This window comes from Naasia sp. SYSU D00948, assembly GCF_017916515.1.
In the GTDB taxonomy this organism is placed as follows: Bacteria; Actinomycetota; Actinomycetes; order Actinomycetales; family Microbacteriaceae; genus Naasia.
On sequence record NZ_JAFMTA010000001.1, the window covers coordinates 1,227,853 to 1,247,478 of the forward strand.

At 71.1% G+C, this 19,626-nt stretch carries 19 protein-coding genes and 1 tRNA gene; 5 read left to right on the forward strand and 15 right to left on the reverse strand.

Features of this window, described 5'->3' with window-relative positions; genetic code table 11:
- The first annotated feature begins 55 nt into the window (after positions 1 to 55).
- Complete coding sequence (locus J3P30_RS05880; protein WP_210480014.1) at positions 56 to 931, forward strand: hypothetical protein; 876 nt, start codon at positions 56 to 58, stop codon at positions 929 to 931.
- Between the two features lie 7 nt (positions 932 to 938).
- On the opposite strand, the gene J3P30_RS05885 is transcribed toward J3P30_RS05880, so the two are convergent.
- Positions 939 to 1,175 carry a cell division protein CrgA gene (locus J3P30_RS05885; RefSeq protein WP_210480015.1) on the reverse strand — a complete coding sequence of 79 codons (237 nt, stop codon included), beginning with the start codon at positions 1,173 to 1,175 and terminating at the stop codon, positions 939 to 941.
- A gap of 74 nt (positions 1,176 to 1,249) precedes the next feature.
- Between J3P30_RS05885 and J3P30_RS05890 the strand changes: the two genes are divergently transcribed.
- Entirely contained in the window at positions 1,250 to 1,894 is a 645-nt protein-coding gene (locus tag J3P30_RS05890) for an aminodeoxychorismate/anthranilate synthase component II (protein ID WP_210480016.1), read from the forward strand.
- A 55-nt stretch (positions 1,895 to 1,949) separates the two neighbouring features.
- Here J3P30_RS05890 and pknB read toward each other — a convergent pair whose 3' ends face one another.
- Genes pknB through J3P30_RS05925 form a run of 7 tightly spaced genes read right to left on the reverse strand, consistent with a single transcriptional unit; the run spans position 1,950 to position 10,842 of the window.
- Positions 1,950 to 3,707 carry a Stk1 family PASTA domain-containing Ser/Thr kinase gene (gene pknB, locus J3P30_RS05895; RefSeq protein WP_246852718.1) on the reverse strand — a complete coding sequence of 586 codons (1,758 nt, stop codon included), beginning with the start codon at positions 3,705 to 3,707 and terminating at the stop codon, positions 1,950 to 1,952.
- Positions 3,704 to 5,503, reverse strand: coding sequence for a serine/threonine-protein kinase (locus J3P30_RS05900; RefSeq protein WP_210480017.1), 1,800 nt, complete (start codon positions 5,501 to 5,503; stop codon positions 3,704 to 3,706). Before J3P30_RS05900 ends, pknB begins: the two co-directional genes overlap by 4 nt.
- The gene (locus tag J3P30_RS05905; protein WP_210480018.1) at positions 5,500 to 6,954 is read right to left on the reverse strand and encodes a penicillin-binding protein 2; all 1,455 of its coding nucleotides are present in this window, start codon (positions 6,952 to 6,954) and stop codon (positions 5,500 to 5,502) included. The genes J3P30_RS05900 and J3P30_RS05905 overlap by 4 nt, the downstream gene beginning before the upstream one ends.
- A complete protein-coding gene (locus J3P30_RS05910; protein ID WP_246852719.1) occupies positions 6,951 to 8,336 on the reverse strand; it encodes an FtsW/RodA/SpoVE family cell cycle protein in 1,386 nt (461 codons plus the stop codon). The genes J3P30_RS05905 and J3P30_RS05910 overlap by 4 nt, the downstream gene beginning before the upstream one ends.
- On the reverse strand, positions 8,333 to 9,589 hold the full coding sequence (locus J3P30_RS05915; protein WP_210480019.1) for a Stp1/IreP family PP2C-type Ser/Thr phosphatase: 1,257 nt from the start codon (positions 9,587 to 9,589) through the stop codon (positions 8,333 to 8,335). The genes J3P30_RS05910 and J3P30_RS05915 overlap by 4 nt, the downstream gene beginning before the upstream one ends.
- 9 nt (positions 9,590 to 9,598) lie before the next feature.
- A complete protein-coding gene (locus J3P30_RS05920) occupies positions 9,599 to 10,138 on the reverse strand; it encodes an FHA domain-containing protein (RefSeq protein ID WP_210480020.1) in 540 nt (179 codons plus the stop codon).
- A complete protein-coding gene (locus J3P30_RS05925) occupies positions 10,135 to 10,842 on the reverse strand; it encodes a DUF3662 and FHA domain-containing protein (protein WP_210480021.1) in 708 nt (235 codons plus the stop codon). The genes J3P30_RS05920 and J3P30_RS05925 overlap by 4 nt, the downstream gene beginning before the upstream one ends.
- Positions 10,843 to 11,015: 173 nt before the next feature.
- Between J3P30_RS05925 and J3P30_RS05930 the strand changes: the two genes are divergently transcribed.
- Positions 11,016 to 11,102: transfer RNA gene (locus J3P30_RS05930), tRNA-Leu, on the forward strand.
- Positions 11,103 to 11,155: 53 nt separating this feature from the next.
- Here the strand turns inward: J3P30_RS05930 and J3P30_RS05935 are convergent.
- From J3P30_RS05935 to J3P30_RS05950, 4 genes are all read right to left on the reverse strand, one after another.
- Complete coding sequence (locus J3P30_RS05935; protein WP_210480022.1) at positions 11,156 to 12,550, reverse strand: hypothetical protein; 1,395 nt, start codon at positions 12,548 to 12,550, stop codon at positions 11,156 to 11,158.
- Positions 12,540 to 13,301 (reverse strand): TIGR03943 family protein, encoded by a 762-nt coding sequence (locus tag J3P30_RS05940; protein WP_210480023.1) that lies wholly within the window; start codon positions 13,299 to 13,301, stop codon positions 12,540 to 12,542. Before J3P30_RS05940 ends, J3P30_RS05935 begins: the two co-directional genes overlap by 11 nt.
- Positions 13,294 to 14,304, reverse strand: coding sequence for a permease (locus tag J3P30_RS05945; RefSeq protein WP_210480024.1), 1,011 nt, complete (start codon positions 14,302 to 14,304; stop codon positions 13,294 to 13,296). The genes J3P30_RS05940 and J3P30_RS05945 overlap by 8 nt, the downstream gene beginning before the upstream one ends.
- A 164-nt stretch (positions 14,305 to 14,468) precedes the next feature.
- Complete coding sequence (locus tag J3P30_RS05950; protein WP_307807414.1) at positions 14,469 to 14,993, reverse strand: N-acetyltransferase family protein; 525 nt, start codon at positions 14,991 to 14,993, stop codon at positions 14,469 to 14,471.
- Positions 14,994 to 15,079: 86 nt separating this feature from the next.
- Between J3P30_RS05950 and J3P30_RS05955 the strand changes: the two genes are divergently transcribed.
- Positions 15,080 to 15,541 carry a hypothetical protein gene (locus tag J3P30_RS05955; protein WP_210480025.1) on the forward strand — a complete coding sequence of 154 codons (462 nt, stop codon included), beginning with the start codon at positions 15,080 to 15,082 and terminating at the stop codon, positions 15,539 to 15,541.
- A gap of 6 nt (positions 15,542 to 15,547) precedes the next feature.
- Here the strand turns inward: J3P30_RS05955 and J3P30_RS05960 are convergent, their stop codons facing one another.
- Complete coding sequence (locus tag J3P30_RS05960) at positions 15,548 to 16,630, reverse strand: DMT family transporter (protein ID WP_210480026.1); 1,083 nt, start codon at positions 16,628 to 16,630, stop codon at positions 15,548 to 15,550.
- Positions 16,631 to 16,754: 124 nt separating this feature from the next.
- On the opposite strand from J3P30_RS05960, the gene J3P30_RS05965 reads away from it, so the two are divergent.
- Positions 16,755 to 18,470, forward strand: coding sequence for an alpha-glucosidase (locus J3P30_RS05965; RefSeq protein ID WP_210480027.1), 1,716 nt, complete (start codon positions 16,755 to 16,757; stop codon positions 18,468 to 18,470).
- Positions 18,471 to 18,541: 71 nt separating this feature from the next.
- On the opposite strand, the gene J3P30_RS05970 is transcribed toward J3P30_RS05965, so the two are convergent.
- Together J3P30_RS05970 and J3P30_RS05975 are read right to left on the reverse strand one after the other, a co-directional pair.
- Positions 18,542 to 19,222 carry an HAD hydrolase-like protein gene (locus J3P30_RS05970; RefSeq protein WP_210480028.1) on the reverse strand — a complete coding sequence of 227 codons (681 nt, stop codon included), beginning with the start codon at positions 19,220 to 19,222 and terminating at the stop codon, positions 18,542 to 18,544.
- Positions 19,223 to 19,329: 107 nt separating this feature from the next.
- Entirely contained in the window at positions 19,330 to 19,578 is a 249-nt protein-coding gene (locus J3P30_RS05975) for a hypothetical protein (protein ID WP_210480029.1), read from the reverse strand.
- Between the last annotated feature and the right edge of the window lie 48 nt (positions 19,579 to 19,626).

Genomic DNA, 19,626 nt, shown 5'->3' on the forward strand with positions numbered 1-19,626 from the left:
CCGATTTCTTCCACCTTGTACCCCGGACGGGGACTGACGGAGAGGACGACCGCCAATGCCGAATCTCGGCCTGCTGTTCGATGTCGACGGGCCGCTCGCGAGCCCCATCACGAGGACGGTCGCGATCCCCGAGATCCTGGCCGATCTCGTCGCGCTCACGGCCGCCGGAGTGCCGATCGCCTTCATCACCGGCCGGTCCGACGCCTTCGTCCGCGAGCAGCTGCTGGGACCGCTGCACGCGGCCGGACTGCCCGATGCGCTGAGCGGCGAGCGGGCCAGGATGTTCGGCGTCTTCGAGAAGGGCGCCGCGTGGGCGCCGATCACCGCGGACGGGCTCGGCGACCTCACCGTGGACGAGCAGCTCGCGCTTCCGGAGCCGGTCGTCCGCGGCGTCCGGGAGCTGGTGGAGCAGCGGTTCGCCGACACCATGTTCTTCGACGACACCAAGCGCGCGATGGTCTCGGTGGAGCAGCGCACCGACGTCCCCTCCGACCGCTATCACGCGGCCCAGGCGCAGTTCAACGAGGCCGTCTTCGCGCTCGCCGCGGACGCCGGCATCGGCATCCGGTGGGACGACCGCGCCGTCCCCGACGAGCGGGGGGAGACGCCCTACCGGATCGACCCGACGATCATCTCCACCGACGTCGAGTCGGTGCTGCTCGACAAGGACCGCGGCGCCCAGCGGGCGGTCGAGTACTTCGAGGAGCTCGGCGAGCTGCCGAGGCGCTGGCGCACCATCGGGGACTCACGGAGCGACTACAAGATGGCCGACTATCTCGACGGGGCGGGCTTCGAGGTCGCGCACGTCGACGTGCGGCCGAGCGACGGGGTGCTCGACAAGCCGTACCAGGTCATCACGATCGGCGACGCCATCCACGACGAGGCGGGAGCGCGGTTCCTCGCGCACTGGGTGCACGAGCTGAAGGCGTGAGGAGCGGCTAGCGCCAGCGAGTCGTCATCAGGAACCCGATGAACGCGATCCCGAATCCGATGAGGATGTTCCAGCTCTGCAGGTCCGGAATGGGCAGCGTGCCCTGGCTCACGTAGAAGACGATGATCCAGGCGAGCCCCACCAGCATGAAGCCGAACATGACCGGCTTGAACCAGACGGGGTTCGGCGCCTCGCCGCCGCGCTCGTCGGCGCGCGGCTCGTCTCGGACGCGGGGTCGTGCCATGCGGGGAAGTCTAGCAAGCGGTGCCGGGCTCACCTGACGCGGCCGCGCCACCGAAGTGGGAGACTGTACTGGCCATGACGCGGATTCTCGTGATCGACAACTACGACAGCTTCGTCTACACGCTCGACGGCTACCTCAAGCAGCTCGGCGCCGAGACGGAGGTCGTTCGCAACGACGCCATCGCCGAGGAGGAGCTGGCGGACCGCCTGGACGACTACGACGGCGTCCTCCTCTCGCCGGGTCCGGGCAAGCCGGCGGACGCGGGCGTCTCGGTGCCTGCTGTCGGCGTGGCGCTCGAGCGCGGGAAGCCGCTCCTCGGGGTGTGCCTCGGTCACCAGGCCATCGCCGAGAGCTTCGGCGCGGTGGTGACGAACGCCGAGGAGCTCATGCACGGCAAGACGTCGGCCATCGAGCACGACGGCAGCTCCTTCTACGCCGGCGTTCCGCAGCCCTTCACCGCGACCCGGTACCACTCCCTCGCCGTCGTCGACGGCACCGTGCCCGCCGACCTCGTGGTCACGTCCCGCACGGTGGGCGGCGTGATCATGGGTCTCCGCCACGTCGAGGCGCCGGTGTACGGCGTCCAGTTCCACCCGGAATCCGTCCTCACGGAGGGCGGCTACCGGATGCTCGGCAACTGGCTCGGCGTCGTGGGCCTGCAGGAGGCGCCCGAGCTCGCGAAGAGCCTCCACCCTCTGCTGTCGGCCCGGCACGCCTGAGCCGGAGCTCTGCGCCTGAGCCGGCGCTGCAGGGCGGAGCCCAGCCGGAGAGGGCCTACTCCTCGGCCGGCTCCTCGATGGGCAGGTTGCAGTAGGTGAGCGTCACCACGGAGCCCTGCGGCACGGTCCCGGGCGCCAGCGACTGGGTGAGGACCAGGTCGGAGGACTCCGTGCAGTTCGTGGTCGCCTCGATGCTGACCCGCAGCAGGAGCTCGGGACCCTCGAGGAGGGAGCGGGCCTGCGCGATCGGGATGTTCCGGACGTCGGGCATCTCCACGCTGCCGTCGGAGACCACGACGTTGACGGTCGTCCCCTCGGGCACCTGCGTCCCGACGGCGGGGTCGGTGCGGAGGACGGAGCCCTCCGGGACCGTGGGGGAGTGCTCCCGGGTGATCGCCCCGACGACGAACTTCGACTTGCCGAGGAGCTCGACCGCCGCTCCCTGATCGAGGCCCACCACGCTCGGCACGGTGGACTGCGTGGGGCCGCTGGAGACCCAGACGTCGATCGTCGTGTCCGGGGACACGATCGTGCCGGGACCCGGGTCCGTGCGGATCACCTGGTCGATGGCGTAGAGGTTGCTGGGCTCGGTGCGCTTGACCGCCTGGATCTGCAGCTTCTCGAGCTGGGCGACGGCGTCGTTGTAGGCCTGCCCCGTCAGCACCGGCACCTCGCGGGACACGGTGGGCAGCGCCTGATTGGGCGTGAGGGTGAACACCCAGATGACGACCGAGACGACGATCACCGCGACGCTGAGGATGCCGGCCCAGATCCAGACGGCCGGTGGGCGGGTCTGGGTCCGCACGAGGGTGTCGTCGTCCATCGCCAGCTGCTTGAGCGCCGGGTTCGCGGCGATGGGGTCGGCGGGCTCGGGCGCGAACAGGCCCGCGGACGCGTCCGGCGCGGGATGGCGGCGGGTGGGCACCTGCCCCGCGGCCGCCGTGGCCACGTCCTCGCGGAACTCCGCGGCGCTCTGGTAGCGGGCCAGGCGGTCCTTGGTGAGGGCCTGGAGCGTGACGGCGTCCAGGGCCGGGGAGACCTTCGGGTTGAACGAGCTCGGCGTGGGCGGCGTCTCGCTCACGTGCTGGTAGGCCACCGAGACCGCGGTGTCGCCGCGGAACGGCGGACGCCCGGTGAGCATCTCGAAGAGGACGACGCCGGTCGAGTAGAGGTCGGTCCGCGCGTCCACCGTCTCGCCGCGCGCCTGCTCAGGGGAGAAGTACTGGGCGGTGCCGAGGATGGCGGTCGTCTGCGCGACCGTCGCCGAGGAGTCGGAGATGGCGCGCGCGATGCCGAAGTCCATCACCTTCACCTGGCCGGTGCGGGTGATCATGATGTTGCCCGGCTTGATGTCCCGGTGGACGACGCCGGCGCGGTGGGAGTACTCGAGCGCGGTCAGGATCCCGTCCACGATGTGGATGGCCTCGGCGGGCTCGAGCGGACCCATCGCGATGATGTCCTTGAGGAGCTTCCCGTCCACGTACTCCATGACGATGAACGGCTGCGGCGTCTCCACCCCGTGGGCGTCGCGGACGATCTCCTCGCCCGCGTCGAAGACCCGGACGATCGTGGGGTGGGCCATGCGCGCCGCGGACTGCGCCTCCTGGCGGAAGCGCGTGCGGAACGCGGGGTCGTTCGCGAGCGACGACTTCAGCAGCTTGATGGCCACCGTCCGCCCGAGGCGGGTGTCCGTGCCGAGGTGGACGTCGGCCATGCCGCCCCGCCCGAGCAGGGATCCGATCTGGTACCGCCCGGCGAGCATCCGCCGGGTGTCGGCCCCCGGCCGGGTGGTGGGTCCGGTCGAGGTCGTCATTGCCCGTTGCCCGTGCCCTGTCCCTGGCCCTCGCCGTTGTCGTCGTCCTCGGATTCCGGCGGGGCGACCGCGATCGCGAGGTTGCCGGACGGGTCCGAGTTCCGCGAGCCGCAGTAGGCGACGTAGTTGACGGTGATCTCGCCAGGACCGGTCGGAGCGGTGATGACGTTGTAGTTCGTCTGCCCGGCGCCCAGCGAGAAGCTGCCGTTGCTCGCGGGATCGGCCCCCGCGATGTTGATCGTGTATCCGCTCAGGGACGTGCCGGCCGGGCAGGACGTGTAGGCGGGCCAGCTCACGTTGATCCCCGTCGCCCCGGACGGCACCGGCGCCGAGGGGGACTGCAGCGTCGGCGTGGCCGGGGCGGGGATCGGCGCGAGCGCTCCGAAGTAGGTGACGGTCACGGTGGTGCCGGGCTGCAGGTTCCCCTCGGGGTTGAGGTCGTAGACGATGCCGACCTCCTCCTCGCTCTCCGCGGCGTTGCCCCGGACGGCGTTGACGCTGAGACCCAGGGCCTCGAGCTCCGCGATGACGTCGTCGATGGGGCGGTCGAGGTAGTCCGCGCGGTCGACGGGGACGGTGTCCGGCGTCGGTGTCGTCGTCGGAGTGGTGGACGGGGTCACGCTCGGCGTCACGGACCCGGTCGGGCTCGTGGTCACGGGTGCGCCGCCACGGGGATTCAGGAGCAGTCCGAGGAGCACGCCGACGAGCGCGAGCGTCAGCAGGGCGACGAGCACGATGAGCGGGATCGTCCAGGGGTTCCGCTTGCGCTCCTCCTCCTGGTCGACGGCGACCGCGCCCGTCGCCGCCCCCACGGCGCCCGCGGCGCCGAGTCCGAGACCCGCGGCGGGGAGCACGGTCGTGGCCGCGGAGGTCGAGGGGCCCGGGGCCGGAAGCAGCTGGGTGGCCGCCTCCGTCGGGGGAAGGACGGACGCCCCGTGCGGCAGGATCCCGGGCACGGCGGCCGCAGCGGCGTGGATGTCGCCGCGGCGGAGCGCCTGCGCCGCCCGGGCGAGGTTCGCGGCCGAGGCCGGCCGGTCGGAGGGGCTCTTCGCGATGCAGGACATCACGAGGTTGCGCACCGGCTGAGGGATGCTCGGCGGCAGGTCCGGCGGCGTCTCGTTGATCTGCGCCATCGCGATCGCGACCTGCGACTCCCCGGTGAAGGGGCGCCGTCCCGCCAGGCACTCGTAGGCGACGATGCCGAGCGAGTAGATGTCGGTCGCCGGCGACGCCGGGTGGCCGCTCGCCTGCTCGGGCGAGAGGTACTGGACGGTGCCCATGACCTGACCGGTCGCGGTGAGCGGCACCTGGTCGGCGATCCGGGCGATGCCGAAGTCGGTGATCTTGACCCGCCCGTCGGGCGTGATCAGGAGGTTGCCGGGCTTGATGTCCCGGTGCACGAGACCCGCGGCGTGCGCCGCCTGGAGCGCCGACGCGGTCTGGGCGACGATGTCGAGGACGCGATCGGTCGGCAGGTGGTGCTCGCGCTCGAGGATCGAGGAGAGCGCCTCGCCGGGCACGAGCTCCATGACGAGGTAGGCGCTGCCCTCCTCCTCGCCGTAGTCGTAGACGTTGGCGATGCCCTCGTGGTTCACGAGGGCGGCGTGGCGCGCCTCGGCCCGGAAGCGCTCGAGGAACCCGGGGTCTCCGAGGTACTCGTCCTTGAGGATCTTGATGGCGACGGTGCGGCCGATGACGCGGTCGGTCGCCTCCCACACCTCGCCCATGCCGCCGATCGCGACACGGGAGGAGAGCTGGTAGCGACCGCCGAAGGTGACGCCAGGGACCGGCCTCATCTGTTCAGCACCGCCTCAAACACCTGCCTCGCGATGGGCGCGGCGACCAGATTCCCGAATCCGGTCTGACCGAGCCCTCCCCCGTTCTCCACCACCACGGCGACGGCGATCTGCGGGTCGTCCGCCGGAGCGAACCCTGTGAACCACAGCGTGTACGGGTCGTCCCCGCCGTTCTGCGCAGTCCCCGTCTTCCCCGCCACGCTGACCCCGTCCATTCTTGCATTGCTCGCGGCGCCGTTCTCCACGTTCTGGACCATCATCTGGGTCACCGTTGCGGAGGTGTTATCACTGATCGGCGTCGAGAGGACCTCGGGCGAGAACTCCTCCCGCGGAGTGAGATCCGGCGCGAGGATCCGCTCCACCAGGTTCGGCCTCATCACGTCGCCGCCGTTCGCGACGCCCGCCGACACCATCGCCATCTGCAGCGGGGTCGCGCGCACCTCGTACTGCCCGAAGGAGGAGAGCGCGACCTGCGCGTCGTCGAGGCCGCGCGGGAACTTGCTCGGCGTGACGCGCATCGGGACCCGCAGCTCCTGGCCGAAGCCGAACGCGGTCGCCATGTCCGCGATCCTCCCCTCGCCGAGCTGCAGCCCGAGCTCGGCGAAGATCGTGTTGCAGGAGAGCCGGAGACCCGTCGCGAGGGTCGCGGTCTCGCCGGGGCCGCACGGGCCGCCGTTCGCGTTCGTCACGACCGCGGTGCTGCCGGGCAGCGGGAAGCTGCTCGGGTTGGGGAACTCGCTCTCCGGCGTGAAGGCCCCGCTCTCGATCGCGGCCGCCGACATGAGCACCTTGAACGTCGATCCCGGCGGGTTGAGCGTGCCCCGGATCGTGCGGTTCTGCAGCGGCTCGGCCGGGTCGTCCACGAGCGCCTGGTACGCGGCGTCCGCTGCGGCCCCGTCGTGCACGGCGAGGAGGTTCGGATCGAACCCGGGCTTCGACACCATGGCGAGGATGCGGCCCGTCGAGGGCTCGAGGGCGACGACCGCGCCCTGCAGATCGCCGAGCGCGTCGTAGGCGGCCTGCTGCGCGACCGGGTCGAGAGTGAGCTCGACCGAGTCGCCCTGCTGGGTCTCGCCGGTGAAGATCCGGCCGATGCGATCGAAGAACTGCGCGTTGCCGGTACCGCTCAGCTGGTCGTTGAGCGCGCCCTCGATGCCCGTGGGCTCGCCGCCGATCGTGAGGTAGCCCGTGACCGAGGAGTACAGGTCGCCCTGCGGATAGGTGCGCAGGTACTTGTAGACGTCGTCGCTCGGCACCGACTCCGCGATCGGCTGCCCCTGCACGAGGATCGAGCCGCGCTGCGCGGAGTAGCTCTCGTAGAGCGTCCGCACGTTGCGGCTGTCCGCCCGCAGGTTGTCCGCCTGGAAGACCTGGATGACCGACGTGGAGCCGAAGAGCACCACGAACATGAGCACGACGAGCGCGCTGATGCGCTTCAGTTCCCGGTTCATACGACGAGCCTCGGCTGGGCGCGGACCGCGTCCGAGATGCGGAGCAGCAGGGCGGCGATGATCCAGTTCGCGACGAGGGACGATCCGCCCGCCGCGAGGAACGGAGTGGTCAGGCCCGTCAGCGGGATGACCCGGGTGACCCCGCCGATGACGATGAAGCACTGGAGCGCGATCACGAACGACAGGCCCACCGCGAGGAGCTTGCCGAAGTCGTCCTGACCGGCGAACCCGATCCGGAAGCCGCGCGAGACGAGCAGCAGGTAGAGGGACAGGATCGCGAAGAGGCCGGTGAGACCGAGCTCCTCGCCGAGCGTCGCGATGATGTAGTCGCTCTGGGCCACGGGGGTGACCTCGGGCATTCCCGCGCCGAGCCCGGTGCCGAGGACGCCGCCGTTGGCGAGGCCGAACAGCCCCTGCACCAGCTGGAAGGAGCCGCCGTCCCGGTTGTAGATGTCCGGGTTGAAGGCGTCGAGCCAGTTGGTGAGGCGCCCGTTCACGTAGTCGAGCGTCTGGCTGGCTACGAGGGCGCCGCCCACGAAGAGCAGGAGACCGAGCAGGATCCAGCTGAACCGGCCGGTGGCCACGTAGATCATGACGAGGAACAGCCCGAAGTAGAGCAGGCCGGTGCCGAGGTCGCGCTGGAACACGATGACCGCCATGGCCACGGCCCAGACGACGAGGATCGGGCCCAGGTCCCGAGCGCGGGGGAGCTGCAGGCCCAGCACCCGCCGACCGACCATCGAGAGGGAATCACGCCGGGTGACGAGGTAGCCGGCGAAGAACACGGCGAGGGCGATCTTCGCGATCTCCCCCGGCTGGAAGGAGAACGGGCCGATGCCGATCCAGACCCGCGCCCCGTTGATCGTCTGGCCGATGCCGGGGAGCATCGGCAGCAGCAGGAGGAGCACCGCGACGAGCATCGCGAGGTAGGTGTAGCGCTGCAGGATCCTGTGGTTGCGGACGAGGACGAGCACCGCGAGGGCGCACACGATGGCGACCGCGGACCACACGATCTGCCGGACGGCGACGGCCTCCCAGCCGTCGTCGCCGTTCGCGACGTCGATCCGGTAGATGCCCGCGATCCCGATGCCGTTGAGGAGTGCCGCGATGGGCAGGATGAACGGGTCGGCCTCGATCGCGGTGAAGCGGAGGACCAGGTGGACGAGCAGGGTGAGGAGCGCCAGGCCCGCGACGAGGACCACGAGCGTGGTCTGGATCGCGCCCAGCGCGCCGAGCTGCACGAGGACGATCGCCGAGGCGTTGATCGCCCACACCACGATCAGCAGACCGAGCTCGAGGTTGCGCAGCCGGCGCGGCATGCGCATGGTTCTGACCTTCTCGGTCCGCCCGCGGGGGATCGCGTCCGTGACCGGCTCGCTCATCCCTGGCTCCTCGTCGAGGCGAGCGACTCCAGGTTCGCGACGATCGCAGCCGCCCGCTCCTCGCTGCGCGCGGTGATGGTCCGCTCCACCCTCTCCTGGTAGTAGGGGGGAAGCTCGGCGACGCGGATGTCGGTGTCCCGGATCACCGCGGACAGCGCGAAGGGCCCCACGGACGCCTGCACCCCCTGGTAGATCGCGACCCGGCCGTCGGATTCCCCGACGTAGTACTGCTCCTGCGTCCAGCGGTAGCCGAGGACCGCCGCGAGCAGTGCGGCGAGCACGACGATGCCGATCCCGACCAGCCAGATGAGCCGGCGGCGCCGCACCCGGCGGCGGTCCTCGGCGAGCAGCCGCTCGAGGTAGTCGTCGTCGGCCTCGAGGTGCGTCTCGCGGTTCGCGGCCGTCGCCTTGAGCGGGTGCAGCAGGAGGGTCGGGAGGCGGAGCCGGCGGCCGCCCTCGACGTCGAACTCGATCGGACCGGCGGCGCTGCCGACGGTCACCGCCTCGGGCGGCGAGTCGGGACCGTCGGGGTCGACGTCGGCCACGATCACCGTGACGTTGTCCGGCGCTCCGTTCTCGAGGGCCTCCCGGACGAGCCGGTCGGCGACGTCCGAGGGCGGCGCGTTGTCCCCGAGGATCGACCGGATGCGGTCCTCGTCGACGTAGCTGCTGAGACCGTCGGAGCACAGCAGCCACCGGTCGCCCTTGACCGTGCCGATGATGCTCGTGTCGATCTCGGGCGCCTGGTCGATGTCGCCGAGCACGCGCATCAGCACGGAGCGGCGGGGATGGACCAGTGCCTCCTCGGCCGTGATCCTGCCGCTGTCGACCAGCCGCTGCACGAACGTGTGGTCCGTCGTGACCTGCGAGAGCTCGCCGTCCCGGTAGAGGTAGATGCGGGAGTCGCCGATGTGCGCGACGGCCATGCTGTCGCCGACCCGGATCATCGCGGACACGGTGGTGCCCATGCCGGTCAGCTCGGGGTGCTCGAACACCGTCTCGGCCAGCAGCTGGTTGGCCGCGACGAGGGCCGACTGCAGCGCGAACTCGGCGTCCTGCGGCGAGGAGTAGCGCGCGGTGTCCGTCTCCGCGATGCGGTTCACCGCGATCGCGGATGCGACGTCGCCGCCCGCATGACCGCCCATCCCGTCGGCGACGACGAAGAGCTGGGCGCCGGCGAAGCCCGAGTCCTGGTTGTTGGAGCGCACCTTGCCGACGTGCGAGACGGCCGCTCCGATCGTTCTGGATACCATCCGCCGCGGCTACCGTCGCAGCTCGAAGGTCGTCTGGCCCACCTTCACCGGGGTGTTCACCGGAACCTTAGCGGGCGTGGTCACCCTATTCCCGTCCAGGAATGTGCCGTTCGTCGAGTCCAGGTCCTGGATGACCCAGTCGTCCCCGAAGAGCAGCAGGCGGGCGTGATGGCTGGACGTGTAGTCGTCGAGGATCTGCAGTCCGGACTCCGACGAGCGCCCGATCGTCAGGGGCTCGCTTCCGAGCGGGATCTCGGCGCCGGCCTTCGGCCCGGAGGTGATGACGAGCCGGCTCGCGGTCCTGGTCGTCGCCATGGGCTTCGAGATGCCCTCGGTCGGCAGGGGCGGTCCGCTCGGGAGCGACTGCACGGCCGGCGGCGTCGGCGGCGCCGAGGGCTGCGGGGCGACGGCGTAGGCCGGCTGCTCCTGGAGCCGCTTGACGCGACTGCCGAAGAGATCGGAGCGCAGCGCGTACACGATCGCGAAGACGAAGGCCCACAGGACGGCCAGGAAGGCGATCCGCAGGATCAGAAGGGTGAGTTCGCTCATCGCCCGCCCCGGACCCCCGGCTCCTCGTGCTGTCCGTCCGAGGACCGGGGCACCACGCGGAACACGATCCGGGTGCGCCCGATCTGCACGACGGAGTCCGGCGGAAGCAGGGCCTTGTCGACGCGCTCGCCGTTGAGGGTGGTGCCGTTCGTGGAGCCGAGGTCGTTGACCTGCGCACGGCTGCCGTCCCACAGAATCTCCACGTGCCGCCGGCTCGTGCCGCTGTCGGTGATCGTGATGTCGGCGTCCGAGCCGCGCCCGATGACGGTGCGGCCGCGCTTCAGCGGATAGCGGGTGCCGGCGACCTCGATCACCGGCGTCCAGGACACGTCGCCCTTCGTGGTCGCCGAGTCGACCTGCACCAGGCCGGGCGCGAGGCTGTCGTCCCGGTCGAGCCCGATGCTCACCCCGCCGGCGAACTGATAGCCCTGCGACTGCGCGTGCTGCTGCACGAGCCTGGTCAGCTCGTCGGTGAGGCTCGGTCCCATCGCGCTCATCCTCTCGAAGTCCTCGCCCGACAGGCGGACGGCGAACCGGTTCGGCGCGAGGACGCGGTCGCGGGAGACGACGGCGGCACGGGTGTCGAGCTCTTTCCGCAGGGCGGCCGTGATCTCGATGGGCTGCAGATTGGACTTGAAGGTGCGAGCGAAAGCCCCGTTCACCGCGCGCTCGAGACCTCTCTCGAAGTTGTCGAGTATGCCCACGGGTTCGCGGCCTTCCGGTCGAGCGCGCGCGGAAGCCCGCGCCTTGGCTTATTGAATGGTAGCCCGACGCCCCCGTGGGCCCTGCGAAGGCGCCCCTCGACCCGCGGTGGAGCCGGGAGCACCAGGTGCGCCCTGTGGTAATGTCGACGCTCGGCGCGCGAGCGCCGTGGTGAGCGCGAGTGGCGGAATAGGCAGACGCGCACGGTTCAGGTCCGTGTGCCCGTGAGGGCGTGGGGGTTCAACTCCCCCCTCGCGCACCAGACATGTCGAACGGCCGGGCCCGAGGGTCCGGCCGTTTCGCGTTTCGGCCAGTTCAGCACCAGCTGGGAAGGAATCCGTTGGTCCCGCCCGTGGTGTTCCCGGTCGCGAGATCGAGGAACACGATCGACATCCCGCTGTAGCCGGGGAGGTTCGGGTAGCCGTCCGGCTGCCCCTTGCCGTCGAGCAGCTCGATCGCCAGATGCCGGCCGTTGGGCGAGACGCACATGTCGCGGATGCTCGTGTCGTCGGAGGCGGGGCGGAAGACGGCGCGCGCGCCCGACGGCTCGACGAGCATGAGCCGCGGGTTCATCTGCGTGGGCCGCTTGGTGTAGTCGGGGGAGAAGAGCACCTCCGCGTAGCGCTCCGGCCCGAGGATGACCACCGGCCCGGGCTCGTCCGTCGGAGCCGCCTCGTCCGACGGGAGCTCGAGGGGGGCCTTCTCGGCCGAGCTGACGTCGATGCTCGTCACTCCCGCGGCGTCCGCGACGACGAGCGACGTCGTGCCCGGGATGAACCCGAGGATCACCTGGTGCTCGCCGAGCGGCACCGCCTCTCCGTCGCCCAGCACGTCGACGAGGTACAGCATCAGATCCTGGCTCTGCACGACCACCGACGTGCTGTTGGGCACGAAGGCCCAGTCCTGCACCGTCAGCGGCGTCCCGCCGATGCCCACGATCTCCCTGGCTTCGCTCGACCCGCTGCCGAAGTCGTAGACGAACAGCGTCCGGCTGCTCCGGTCCGCTGCGGTGACGACGAAGCCGACGAGCCCCGAGGATCCGGAGGACGCGAGGTCGGTGACGATCCCGCCGGGCTCTGTCGGGATCGTCGCTTCCGGGCCGCCGTCGAGCGCGGCCGCCACGAGCTCCGTGCTGCCGTCGTCGGTGAGTGTCACGGCGGCGATCGCCGTCCCCGCGACCGCGTACTCCTGGATTCGCGGCGCGCGGAAGACGGCCTCGGCGGATCCCGGGTCGAGGAGCTCACGGCGGAAGACCTCGTCCGAGGTCCCCTGGGCCGAGCCGCGGACGAGCGAGTACACGGTGGCATCGGGCGTCTCGAACCGGTAGGAGAGGGTCGACGCCGCTCCGGTCGCGGCCGTGACGGTGTCCACCTGGACCTCGTACTCGGTTCGGTAGTCGAGCATCTCGTCGAACCGGATCACCACCGCCGAGGGGTCGCTCTCGACGGTGAAGGAGGCGGCCGGCTCGACCCGCACGTCCTCCGTCTCGACGGGTTCCACCGGCTGGCTGGTCCTGAGCGTCAGGGGCTCGGCCGGCCGGGCCACGAGCGCGTGCGGGTTCAGCTCGGCCCCCGACACCCGTGCTCCCTGCACCGCGTTGGCGACGGTGAGGACGGCGACCGTCGCGCCGAGCAGCAGCACGGTCAGGCCGACCAGCCGCCGGTACTGCCGGTGCCGCCGCCGCTCGGCCCGGCTCCCGTCAGTAGACATACGGGTCCTCCGGCTGGTTCACCGGCCGGGACTCGGAGGGCATCAGCACGACCGGGGCGTCCTCCGACGCCAGCGGATTGGACCGGAATCCGCCGACGACGGCGAGCCATTCGTCGGTCTGCAGCTCCTGCCGCCACCCCGGCCAGTGCACCGGGATCCCGACCGGCTGGGCATCGAGGGCGCAGTGCGTGATGTGGAAGCGCGCGAGGTAGAAGACGTCGTCCGCACCGGTGTCCAGGACGAAGCCGGTCACGTCCGCCGTCTTGCCCTGGAAGTAGTCGGCGGGCAGGCCCTGCCGCAGCAGGCCCGCCCAGTCCTTCACGCTGAACGTGGAGCCGTCCGTCTCCGCGAGGTCCGGCGACGTGGCCGAGGTCTCGGTCGCGGCCGCGGAGTTCAGCTCCCGATCGGCGGCGAGGGCCGAGGTGAGCGTCGTCGGGGGCAGGGCGAGGAGCACCACCGCGGCGATCGCCACGAGCAGGACCCGGCCCACGACGGAGAGGACCCGGCGGTGCGCGGGGACCGGGATGTCGTCGACGGCGTGATCGTGCTCGTCCCGCTCACTGCTCGGCAGGAGGAGGAGGGCGGCCAGGGACGTGAGGCCGCCGATCACACCCATCGCGATCGTGAAGGCGTAGTAGCGGGGGTGCACGTAGAGGTCCAGGTTCCCGGTGAGCGCGAGCCAGAGCGTCCCGAGGACCGTGAGGAGCGAGAGCGCGATGCCGGTCCACCGCCCGGTGAGCCGATCAAGCAACGAGGTTCACCCCCAGCCCCACGGCCGCGGAGGCGAGGGCGACCAGTGTCGTCAGGACCGCGAGGGTCCGGGCGGTGAAGGTCGTCCGCAGCAGCGCCAGCATCTTCACGTCGATCATCGGCCCAAAGAGGAGGAACGAGACGATCGATCCGGGGAGGAACGCGGGGCCCAGTGCGAGCACGAAGAACGCGTCGACGTTCGAGCACAGCGACACGACGAAGGCCAGCGCCATGAGCGCGACCACCGACCAGATCGGATCGCTGCCGAGCGCCACCAGGAGGTCACGGGAGACCCCGACCTGGATCAGCCCCGCGATCGAGCAGCCCACGAAGAGGGCCGGCATCATCGCGGCGGTCTCGGAGCGGAACAGGGAGAGGCTCCTCAGGGCACGACCGGAAGCGCTCGAGCCGTGTCCATGCTCCGTCTCGCATGCAGCGGCGAAGCTCGGCGTCAGCATGCTCGAGGGCTGCGGGTGCCGGCTGAAGAGCCACCCGACGAGGTTCGCGATCACGAGCGCGCCGAGGATGCGGGCGACCAGGATGCCGTCGTCCCAGCCGAAGACCTGGTAGGTCGTGATGATGGTCACGGGGTTCAGGATCGGCGCCGCGAGGAGGAAGGTCAGCGCATCCGGGACGCTGAATCCTCGGGCGATCAGTCCCCGGGACAGCGGGACGTTGCCGCACTCGCAGACCGGGAGCAGGATGCCCAGCACCGAGATCGCGAGCCGGCGGAGGGCCGGAGTGCGGGGCAGGACCCGGTGGAGCAGCCGCTGCGGAACCCAGACCTGCACCGCGATCGACAGGAGGATCCCGAGGAACACGAACGGGAGCGACTCGATCAGCACGCTCAGGGTCAGCGTGACGAAGTCGCGGACGGCGTCCGGCAGTGCGTCGCCGCCCTCGGACGGCGCGAGCACCCGGACCGCGACGGCTCCCACCAGGAGTCCGGTCACGACGAGGGTGCTCGCCCGAGTCCGGCTCGGCGCCTGAGTCCCCGCGGTCACCGATCCAGGGTATGCGCGCAGCACCGGGAAGGTGCGGTGAGCGCGCTAGGGAAGGGCAGGCCACGTCGGGTGGAAGATGCGCGTACACGCGGTGGCCGCCGAGGCGCCCCTGTCCCTGGTCCGGGAGGGCCGGTGCTCCAACGGGGTCGCGCTCGTGCCGGCCGCTACACGAGGCCGGCGACCGGGCTGCGGCGCTCGAGCAGCACCGTGTCGCGCCAGCGGCCGGCGAGCGGGCCGTAGGTCATCTTCGCGATCCTCTCGCGCACACCGATTCGGCGGAAGCCGAGCCCCTCGTGCAGGAGCAGACTGGGCTCGTTCTCGGGGAAGACCGAGGCCTGCAGCGTCCAGACGCCGGCCCGCTCGGTCGACTCGATGAGCGACGCGAGCAGCACCCGCCCGACCCCGCGGCCTCGGGCCTCGGCAGCCACGTAGACGGACTCCTCGAGGACGCCCGCGTAGGCGACCCGGGGTGACACCCGCGTCGCGGCGACCCAGCCGACCAGGTGCGCGCTCTCCATCGCGACGAAGCGGTGCTCCGGCAGCCGCGTGGCGAAGAAGTCCTCGGGGCTCGGCGGAGAAGGGTCGAAGGTTGCGTGGCCCGTTGCGATCCCCTCCTGGTAGATGCGCTCGACGGCCCGCCAGTGCTCCCTCGCCAGGGGCTCGACGACCACTCCTGCTCCTCCGGCCACACGACGAGGCTAGGGGAGGGGCGCGCGCGGGACATCGGCGGCGTGCCGTGCTTGGCGGCACGCCGATCGGGGAGAAGGATGCCGCCATGTCGCTCCGCCGATCGCTGACGATGCTGCCCCTCGCGTCCGCCCTCCTGCTCGCAGGCTGCGCGACCCCTACCGGCGGCGGGACGCCGTCGCCCACCGAACCGCCGTCTCCGACCCCTGCTCCGACCGTGACCGTGACCGCACCGCCCGTCGAGCGCGGCCCGGACACCCCCTACGACCTGCTCGACGCCTGGCTCTCCTGCCGCGACCTCACCACCGGCTACTACGACGATCCCGGTCGGGTGGAGTTCGCGACGTTCGAGGAGTCGGACGTCGTGCGGCGCGACGACGACCTCATCTACGTCTACATCGAGACGGTCGACGACTCGGCGGGCGACGCCCGGGAGGTCGCGAGCGAGTGCATCCTGGGCGGCACGCTCGGCGACCCGAACCAGGCGCAGTTCGGCATCCGGACCCGCTCGGACGACCGCGATCCGAACGTGCCGCTGCCGACGGTGTGATCGCGGTCAGGCCGCGCTCTCGGATCCTCTCGCCCGGATGCGTGCGGACGGCTCGTCCTCGCGCTGCTTCTCGCCTGCTGCGGCCTCCTTCTCGGCGCCCGCCGCACCCTTCTCCGCTCCTGCCGCACCCTTCTTCGCGTCCAGCGCGGTGATGCTGACCGCCACGAGCGTGAGCGCGATGCCGACGAACGTGGAGGGCGACAGCGCCGAGGTGCCGGTCGGGACGATGAGCTCGAGCAGGAGCGCGCCGAGCAGCTGGCCGGCCACCATGCCGAGGCCGAGGAGGAGCACGCCGAGCCTCTGGACGAGGATCGCGCCGGCCGCGACACCGACCACGCCGATCGCGCCGCCGACGTAGAGCCACGGCTCGGCGGGGAACTGGAACCCCGAGAAGTCGCCGGGGGCTGTGGCCAGCAGGATCACGACGACGATCGTGAGGCCCAGCATGTGGTTGATCATGCCCGCGGTCATCGCGCTGCCCGCGGCCCCGTGCAGCCGGCCGGTGGCGCCCGACGCCGCGGCGAGACCCAGGCCGGACACGAAGGCCATCGCGATCAGGAGCAGGTCGATGTTCGCGTCCTCGGCCGTGACAGCCCCGAAGGCGACCGCGGCGATGGCGAGGATCGACCCGACGACGCGCAGCAGGGACGGCTTGTGCGGCCGGCCCGCCAGCCCGATCCAGTCGAACACGAGCCCGCCGACGACCTGACCCGCGACCACGGCCATCCCGAAGATCGCGAGACCGAGGACGCCCGCTGCGGTCCCCTGCGTGACGACGAAGAAGATGCCGGCCATGCCGCCGAGCAGGGCCCACCACGGCAGCGTCCGAGCGCGGATGGCGGACGCCACCTGCCCGAAGCCGCGGCGGGCCTTGGCGGAGGCGGCGATCACGACGAGCAGGATCGCCGTGCCCGTGGCCACGGTGACCCAGGCGGCGGCGTACACGTGGGACCGCTCGGCGAGATCGGCGCTCACCCGCGCCTGCACCGAGACGAGCGCGCCGACCACGACGGCGGCCGCCACCGCGACCGGCAGCGGCACCGGTCCTCGCTCGTCGCTCTTCCGGGTCAGGCCTTTCCAGAACCGCACGGGTCCCCCTTCGCTCGAACCGGTCACGCTACCGGCGGGAGAGCGCGACATCAGGGGGGTTTACAGGTCGGGGCCGGGGTGCCAAGGGGGAGCGGCCGGGACGGGAGAGGAATTGAATGGGCGCATGGGCCTCTCCTCCCCGCTTCCGGCCGGCCGCCTCACCACCGATCCCTGGTGGAGGTCGGCCGTGGTCTACCAGGTCTACCCGCGCAGCTTCGCCGACGCCGACGGGGACGGGATCGGGGACCTGCGGGGGATCCTCGATCACCTGGACCACATCGCCGACCTCGGCGTCGACGTCGTGTGGCTGTCTCCGGTCTACCGGTCTCCGCAGGACGACAACGGGTACGACATCAGCGACTACCAGGACATCGACCCGATGTTCGGCACCCTCCGAGACCTCGACGACCTCATCGCCGCGCTGCACGAGCGGGGGATGCGGCTCGTCATGGACCTCGTCGTCAACCACACCTCGGACGAGCATCCGTGGTTCGAGGAGTCCCGGCAGGGTCGCGACACCGCCACCGCGGACTGGTACATCTGGCGGGACCCCCGCCCCGGCTTCGAGGGCGGGACGCCGGGAGCCGAGCCGAACAACTGGGGCTCCTTCTTCTCCGGCTCGGCCTGGCAGTGGGTGCCGGAACGCGGTCAGTACTACCTGCACCTGTTCTCCCGGAAGCAGCCGGACCTGAACTGGGAGAACCCGGAGGTGCGGTCAGCCGTCTTCCGGATGATGGGCTGGTGGCTCGACCGGGGCATCGACGGCTTCCGCATGGACGTCGTCAACTTCCTGTCCAAGGATCCCGAGCTGCCCGACGGTGAGGTCGGCCCGAGCGGATGGGGCGACGGCTTCCCCTACTTCTCCTACGGCCCCCGCATCCACGACCACCTCGCGGAGATGCGGCGGGAGGTCTTCGATCCCCGCCCCGGCACCTACCTCACGGTCGGCGAGATGCCCGGGGTGACACCGGAGCAGGGCCTGCGCTTCACCGACTCCGAGACCGGGCAGCTGGACATGGTGTTCCAGTTCGAGCACGTCTCCCTCGACGGCGAGGGCAGCAAGTGGGTGCACCGGCCCATCACCGTCGTCGACCTGAAGCGATCGCTCGCGCGGTGGCAGGACGCCCTCGGTACCCGGGGCTGGAACAGTCTCTACTGGAACAACCACGACCAGCCGCGCGTGGTGTCCCGGTGGGGAGACGACGGGCGCTTCTGGTACGAGTCGGCGACCGCGCTCGCGACGGTCCTCCACCTCCATCGCGGGACGCCGTACGTCTACCAGGGCGAGGAGCTCGGGATGACGAACGTCGACTTCCAGGACATCCGCGAGTTCCGCGACATCGAGTCGCTCAACTACTACGACGCGGCCGTCAATCAGCTCGGGCTCGACCCCGACACCGTGCTCGCCGCGATGCGCCGCATCAGCCGCGACAACGCGCGCGCCCCGATGCAGTGGACGGACGGGGAGCAGGCGGGCTTCACGAGCGGCAGGCCGTGGATCGACGTGAACCCCAACCACTCATGGCTCAACGCCGCCGCTCAGCGCGACGACCCCACCTCCGTGTATGCCCACTACCGCATGCTCATCGCCCTGCGGCACAGCGATCCGGTCGTCGCGCTCGGGCAATTCCGGCTCCTGCTGCCGGAGCACCCGGCCATCTGGGCGTTCGAGCGGGAGCACGAGGGCGCGCGAGCGGTGGTGGCGGCGAACTTCACGAGCGAGGACGTCGAGCTGGCTCTTCCTGAGACGGAGGGGACCAGGCTCCTCTCCACCAACTACCCGGACGAGGGGACGCCGGGGCTGCTGCGGCCGTGGGAGGCCCGCATCCACCGCACCTAGCCCCCGCGGCGCGCGCCTCGACACGGAGGAGCGTGTCGAGGGCCGGTTCTGGCGGCACGGCCCGAGCCGAGTCAGTCGGTGCCGGTCGCGGGCAGCGCCTCGCCCAGCAGGATCCAGGTGAGGTCACCGGGCTCGTCGGCCACGGCGATCGTGCCCGCCTTCTCGAGGTCCGAGCCGTAGCCCCAGTCCACGAACACGGTGGGCAGACCGTTCGCGGCCGCTCCCTCGACGTCGTGGATGCGGTCGCCGACCATCACCGGGCGGGTCAGGTCCACCCCCATCCGGCGGAGGTTGTGCAGCACGTAGGCGATGACGTCGGCCTTCTCGCTGCGGCTCTCGTCGTCCGAGGCCCCGCCGACGAAGGCGAAGAGGTCGACGAGCCCGTAGTGCTCGAGCATCCGCCGCGCCTGCGACTCCGGCTTGGACGTCGCGAGCGCGATCGGGAGATCCGCCTCCCGGATCGCCCGGAGGGTGTCCTCCATGCCGGGGAAGACTGAGCTGTCGAAGGCGCCCCGCTCGGTGTAGCGCCGGCGGTACAGCGCGAGCGCCGTCTGGCTCTCCTCCTCGTCCAGCCCGAGAGCCGCGAAGCCGTCGAGGATCGGCGGCCCCACGAACTCGAGCAGCTGGGCGGGGGTCGGCACCGGCTTGCCCATCGCCTGAAGGGTGTCCGAGAGGGTCCCGGTGATGCCCGCGGCGGAGTCCGCGATGGTGCCGTCCAGGTCGAACAGCACGCAGCTCCACGAGGGGTACATGCGATCCACCCTAGGTCGGCCGGTCGACCTCCTGCCCTTCCCCGAGCGGGGGACAAGGGGGCGCGGCCCAGTGCGGCCGCGCCCCCTGTCCCGGTTCTCAGCGGGCATCAGATGCCGCCGGAGCCGCCCCGCGCCGGGTTGCCGGGAAGGAATCCGTTGCCCTCGCCGCGGTCGTCGGCGTCGTTGTCCCCGGCGAGGAGGCTGTCGTCGTCGCCTCCACGATCGGCACTGCTCTGCAGCTGGCCGTCCACCGTCCCGTCGGACTCGCCGAGCTGGTCGCCGGCCAGGGAGTTGGTCTGATCGAACCCCTCGCGGACGGCGTCGTCGGAGGGATTGATGCGCTCGTTGTTTTCCATGCCCGCACGGTACGCCCGAAGGGGCGCGGCGGCTACGGCTTGCGCTGA

Excerpts from the sequence above, each read along its gene's own strand:
- J3P30_RS05880 (WP_210480014.1), top strand. The coding sequence starts at position 56 with ATGCCGAATCTCGGCCTGCTGTTCGATGTCGACGGGCCGCTCGCGAGC.
- J3P30_RS05885 (WP_210480015.1), bottom strand. The coding sequence starts at position 1,175 with ATGGCACGACCCCGCGTCCGAGACGAGCCGCGCGCCGACGAGCGCGGC.
- J3P30_RS05890 (WP_210480016.1), top strand. The coding sequence starts at position 1,250 with ATGACGCGGATTCTCGTGATCGACAACTACGACAGCTTCGTCTACACG.
- pknB (WP_246852718.1), bottom strand. The coding sequence starts at position 3,707 with ATGACGACCTCGACCGGACCCACCACCCGGCCGGGGGCCGACACCCGG.
- J3P30_RS05900 (WP_210480017.1), bottom strand. The coding sequence starts at position 5,503 with ATGAGGCCGGTCCCTGGCGTCACCTTCGGCGGTCGCTACCAGCTCTCC.
- J3P30_RS05905 (WP_210480018.1), bottom strand. The coding sequence starts at position 6,954 with ATGAACCGGGAACTGAAGCGCATCAGCGCGCTCGTCGTGCTCATGTTC.
- J3P30_RS05910 (WP_246852719.1), bottom strand. The coding sequence starts at position 8,336 with ATGAGCGAGCCGGTCACGGACGCGATCCCCCGCGGGCGGACCGAGAAG.
- J3P30_RS05915 (WP_210480019.1), bottom strand. The coding sequence starts at position 9,589 with ATGGTATCCAGAACGATCGGAGCGGCCGTCTCGCACGTCGGCAAGGTG.
- J3P30_RS05920 (WP_210480020.1), bottom strand. The coding sequence starts at position 10,138 with ATGAGCGAACTCACCCTTCTGATCCTGCGGATCGCCTTCCTGGCCGTC.
- J3P30_RS05935 (WP_210480022.1), bottom strand. The coding sequence starts at position 12,550 with ATGTCTACTGACGGGAGCCGGGCCGAGCGGCGGCGGCACCGGCAGTAC.
- J3P30_RS05955 (WP_210480025.1), top strand. The coding sequence starts at position 15,080 with ATGTCGCTCCGCCGATCGCTGACGATGCTGCCCCTCGCGTCCGCCCTC.
- J3P30_RS05965 (WP_210480027.1), top strand. The coding sequence starts at position 16,755 with ATGGGCCTCTCCTCCCCGCTTCCGGCCGGCCGCCTCACCACCGATCCC.
- J3P30_RS05970 (WP_210480028.1), bottom strand. The coding sequence starts at position 19,222 with ATGTACCCCTCGTGGAGCTGCGTGCTGTTCGACCTGGACGGCACCATC.
- J3P30_RS05975 (WP_210480029.1), bottom strand. The coding sequence starts at position 19,578 with ATGGAAAACAACGAGCGCATCAATCCCTCCGACGACGCCGTCCGCGAG.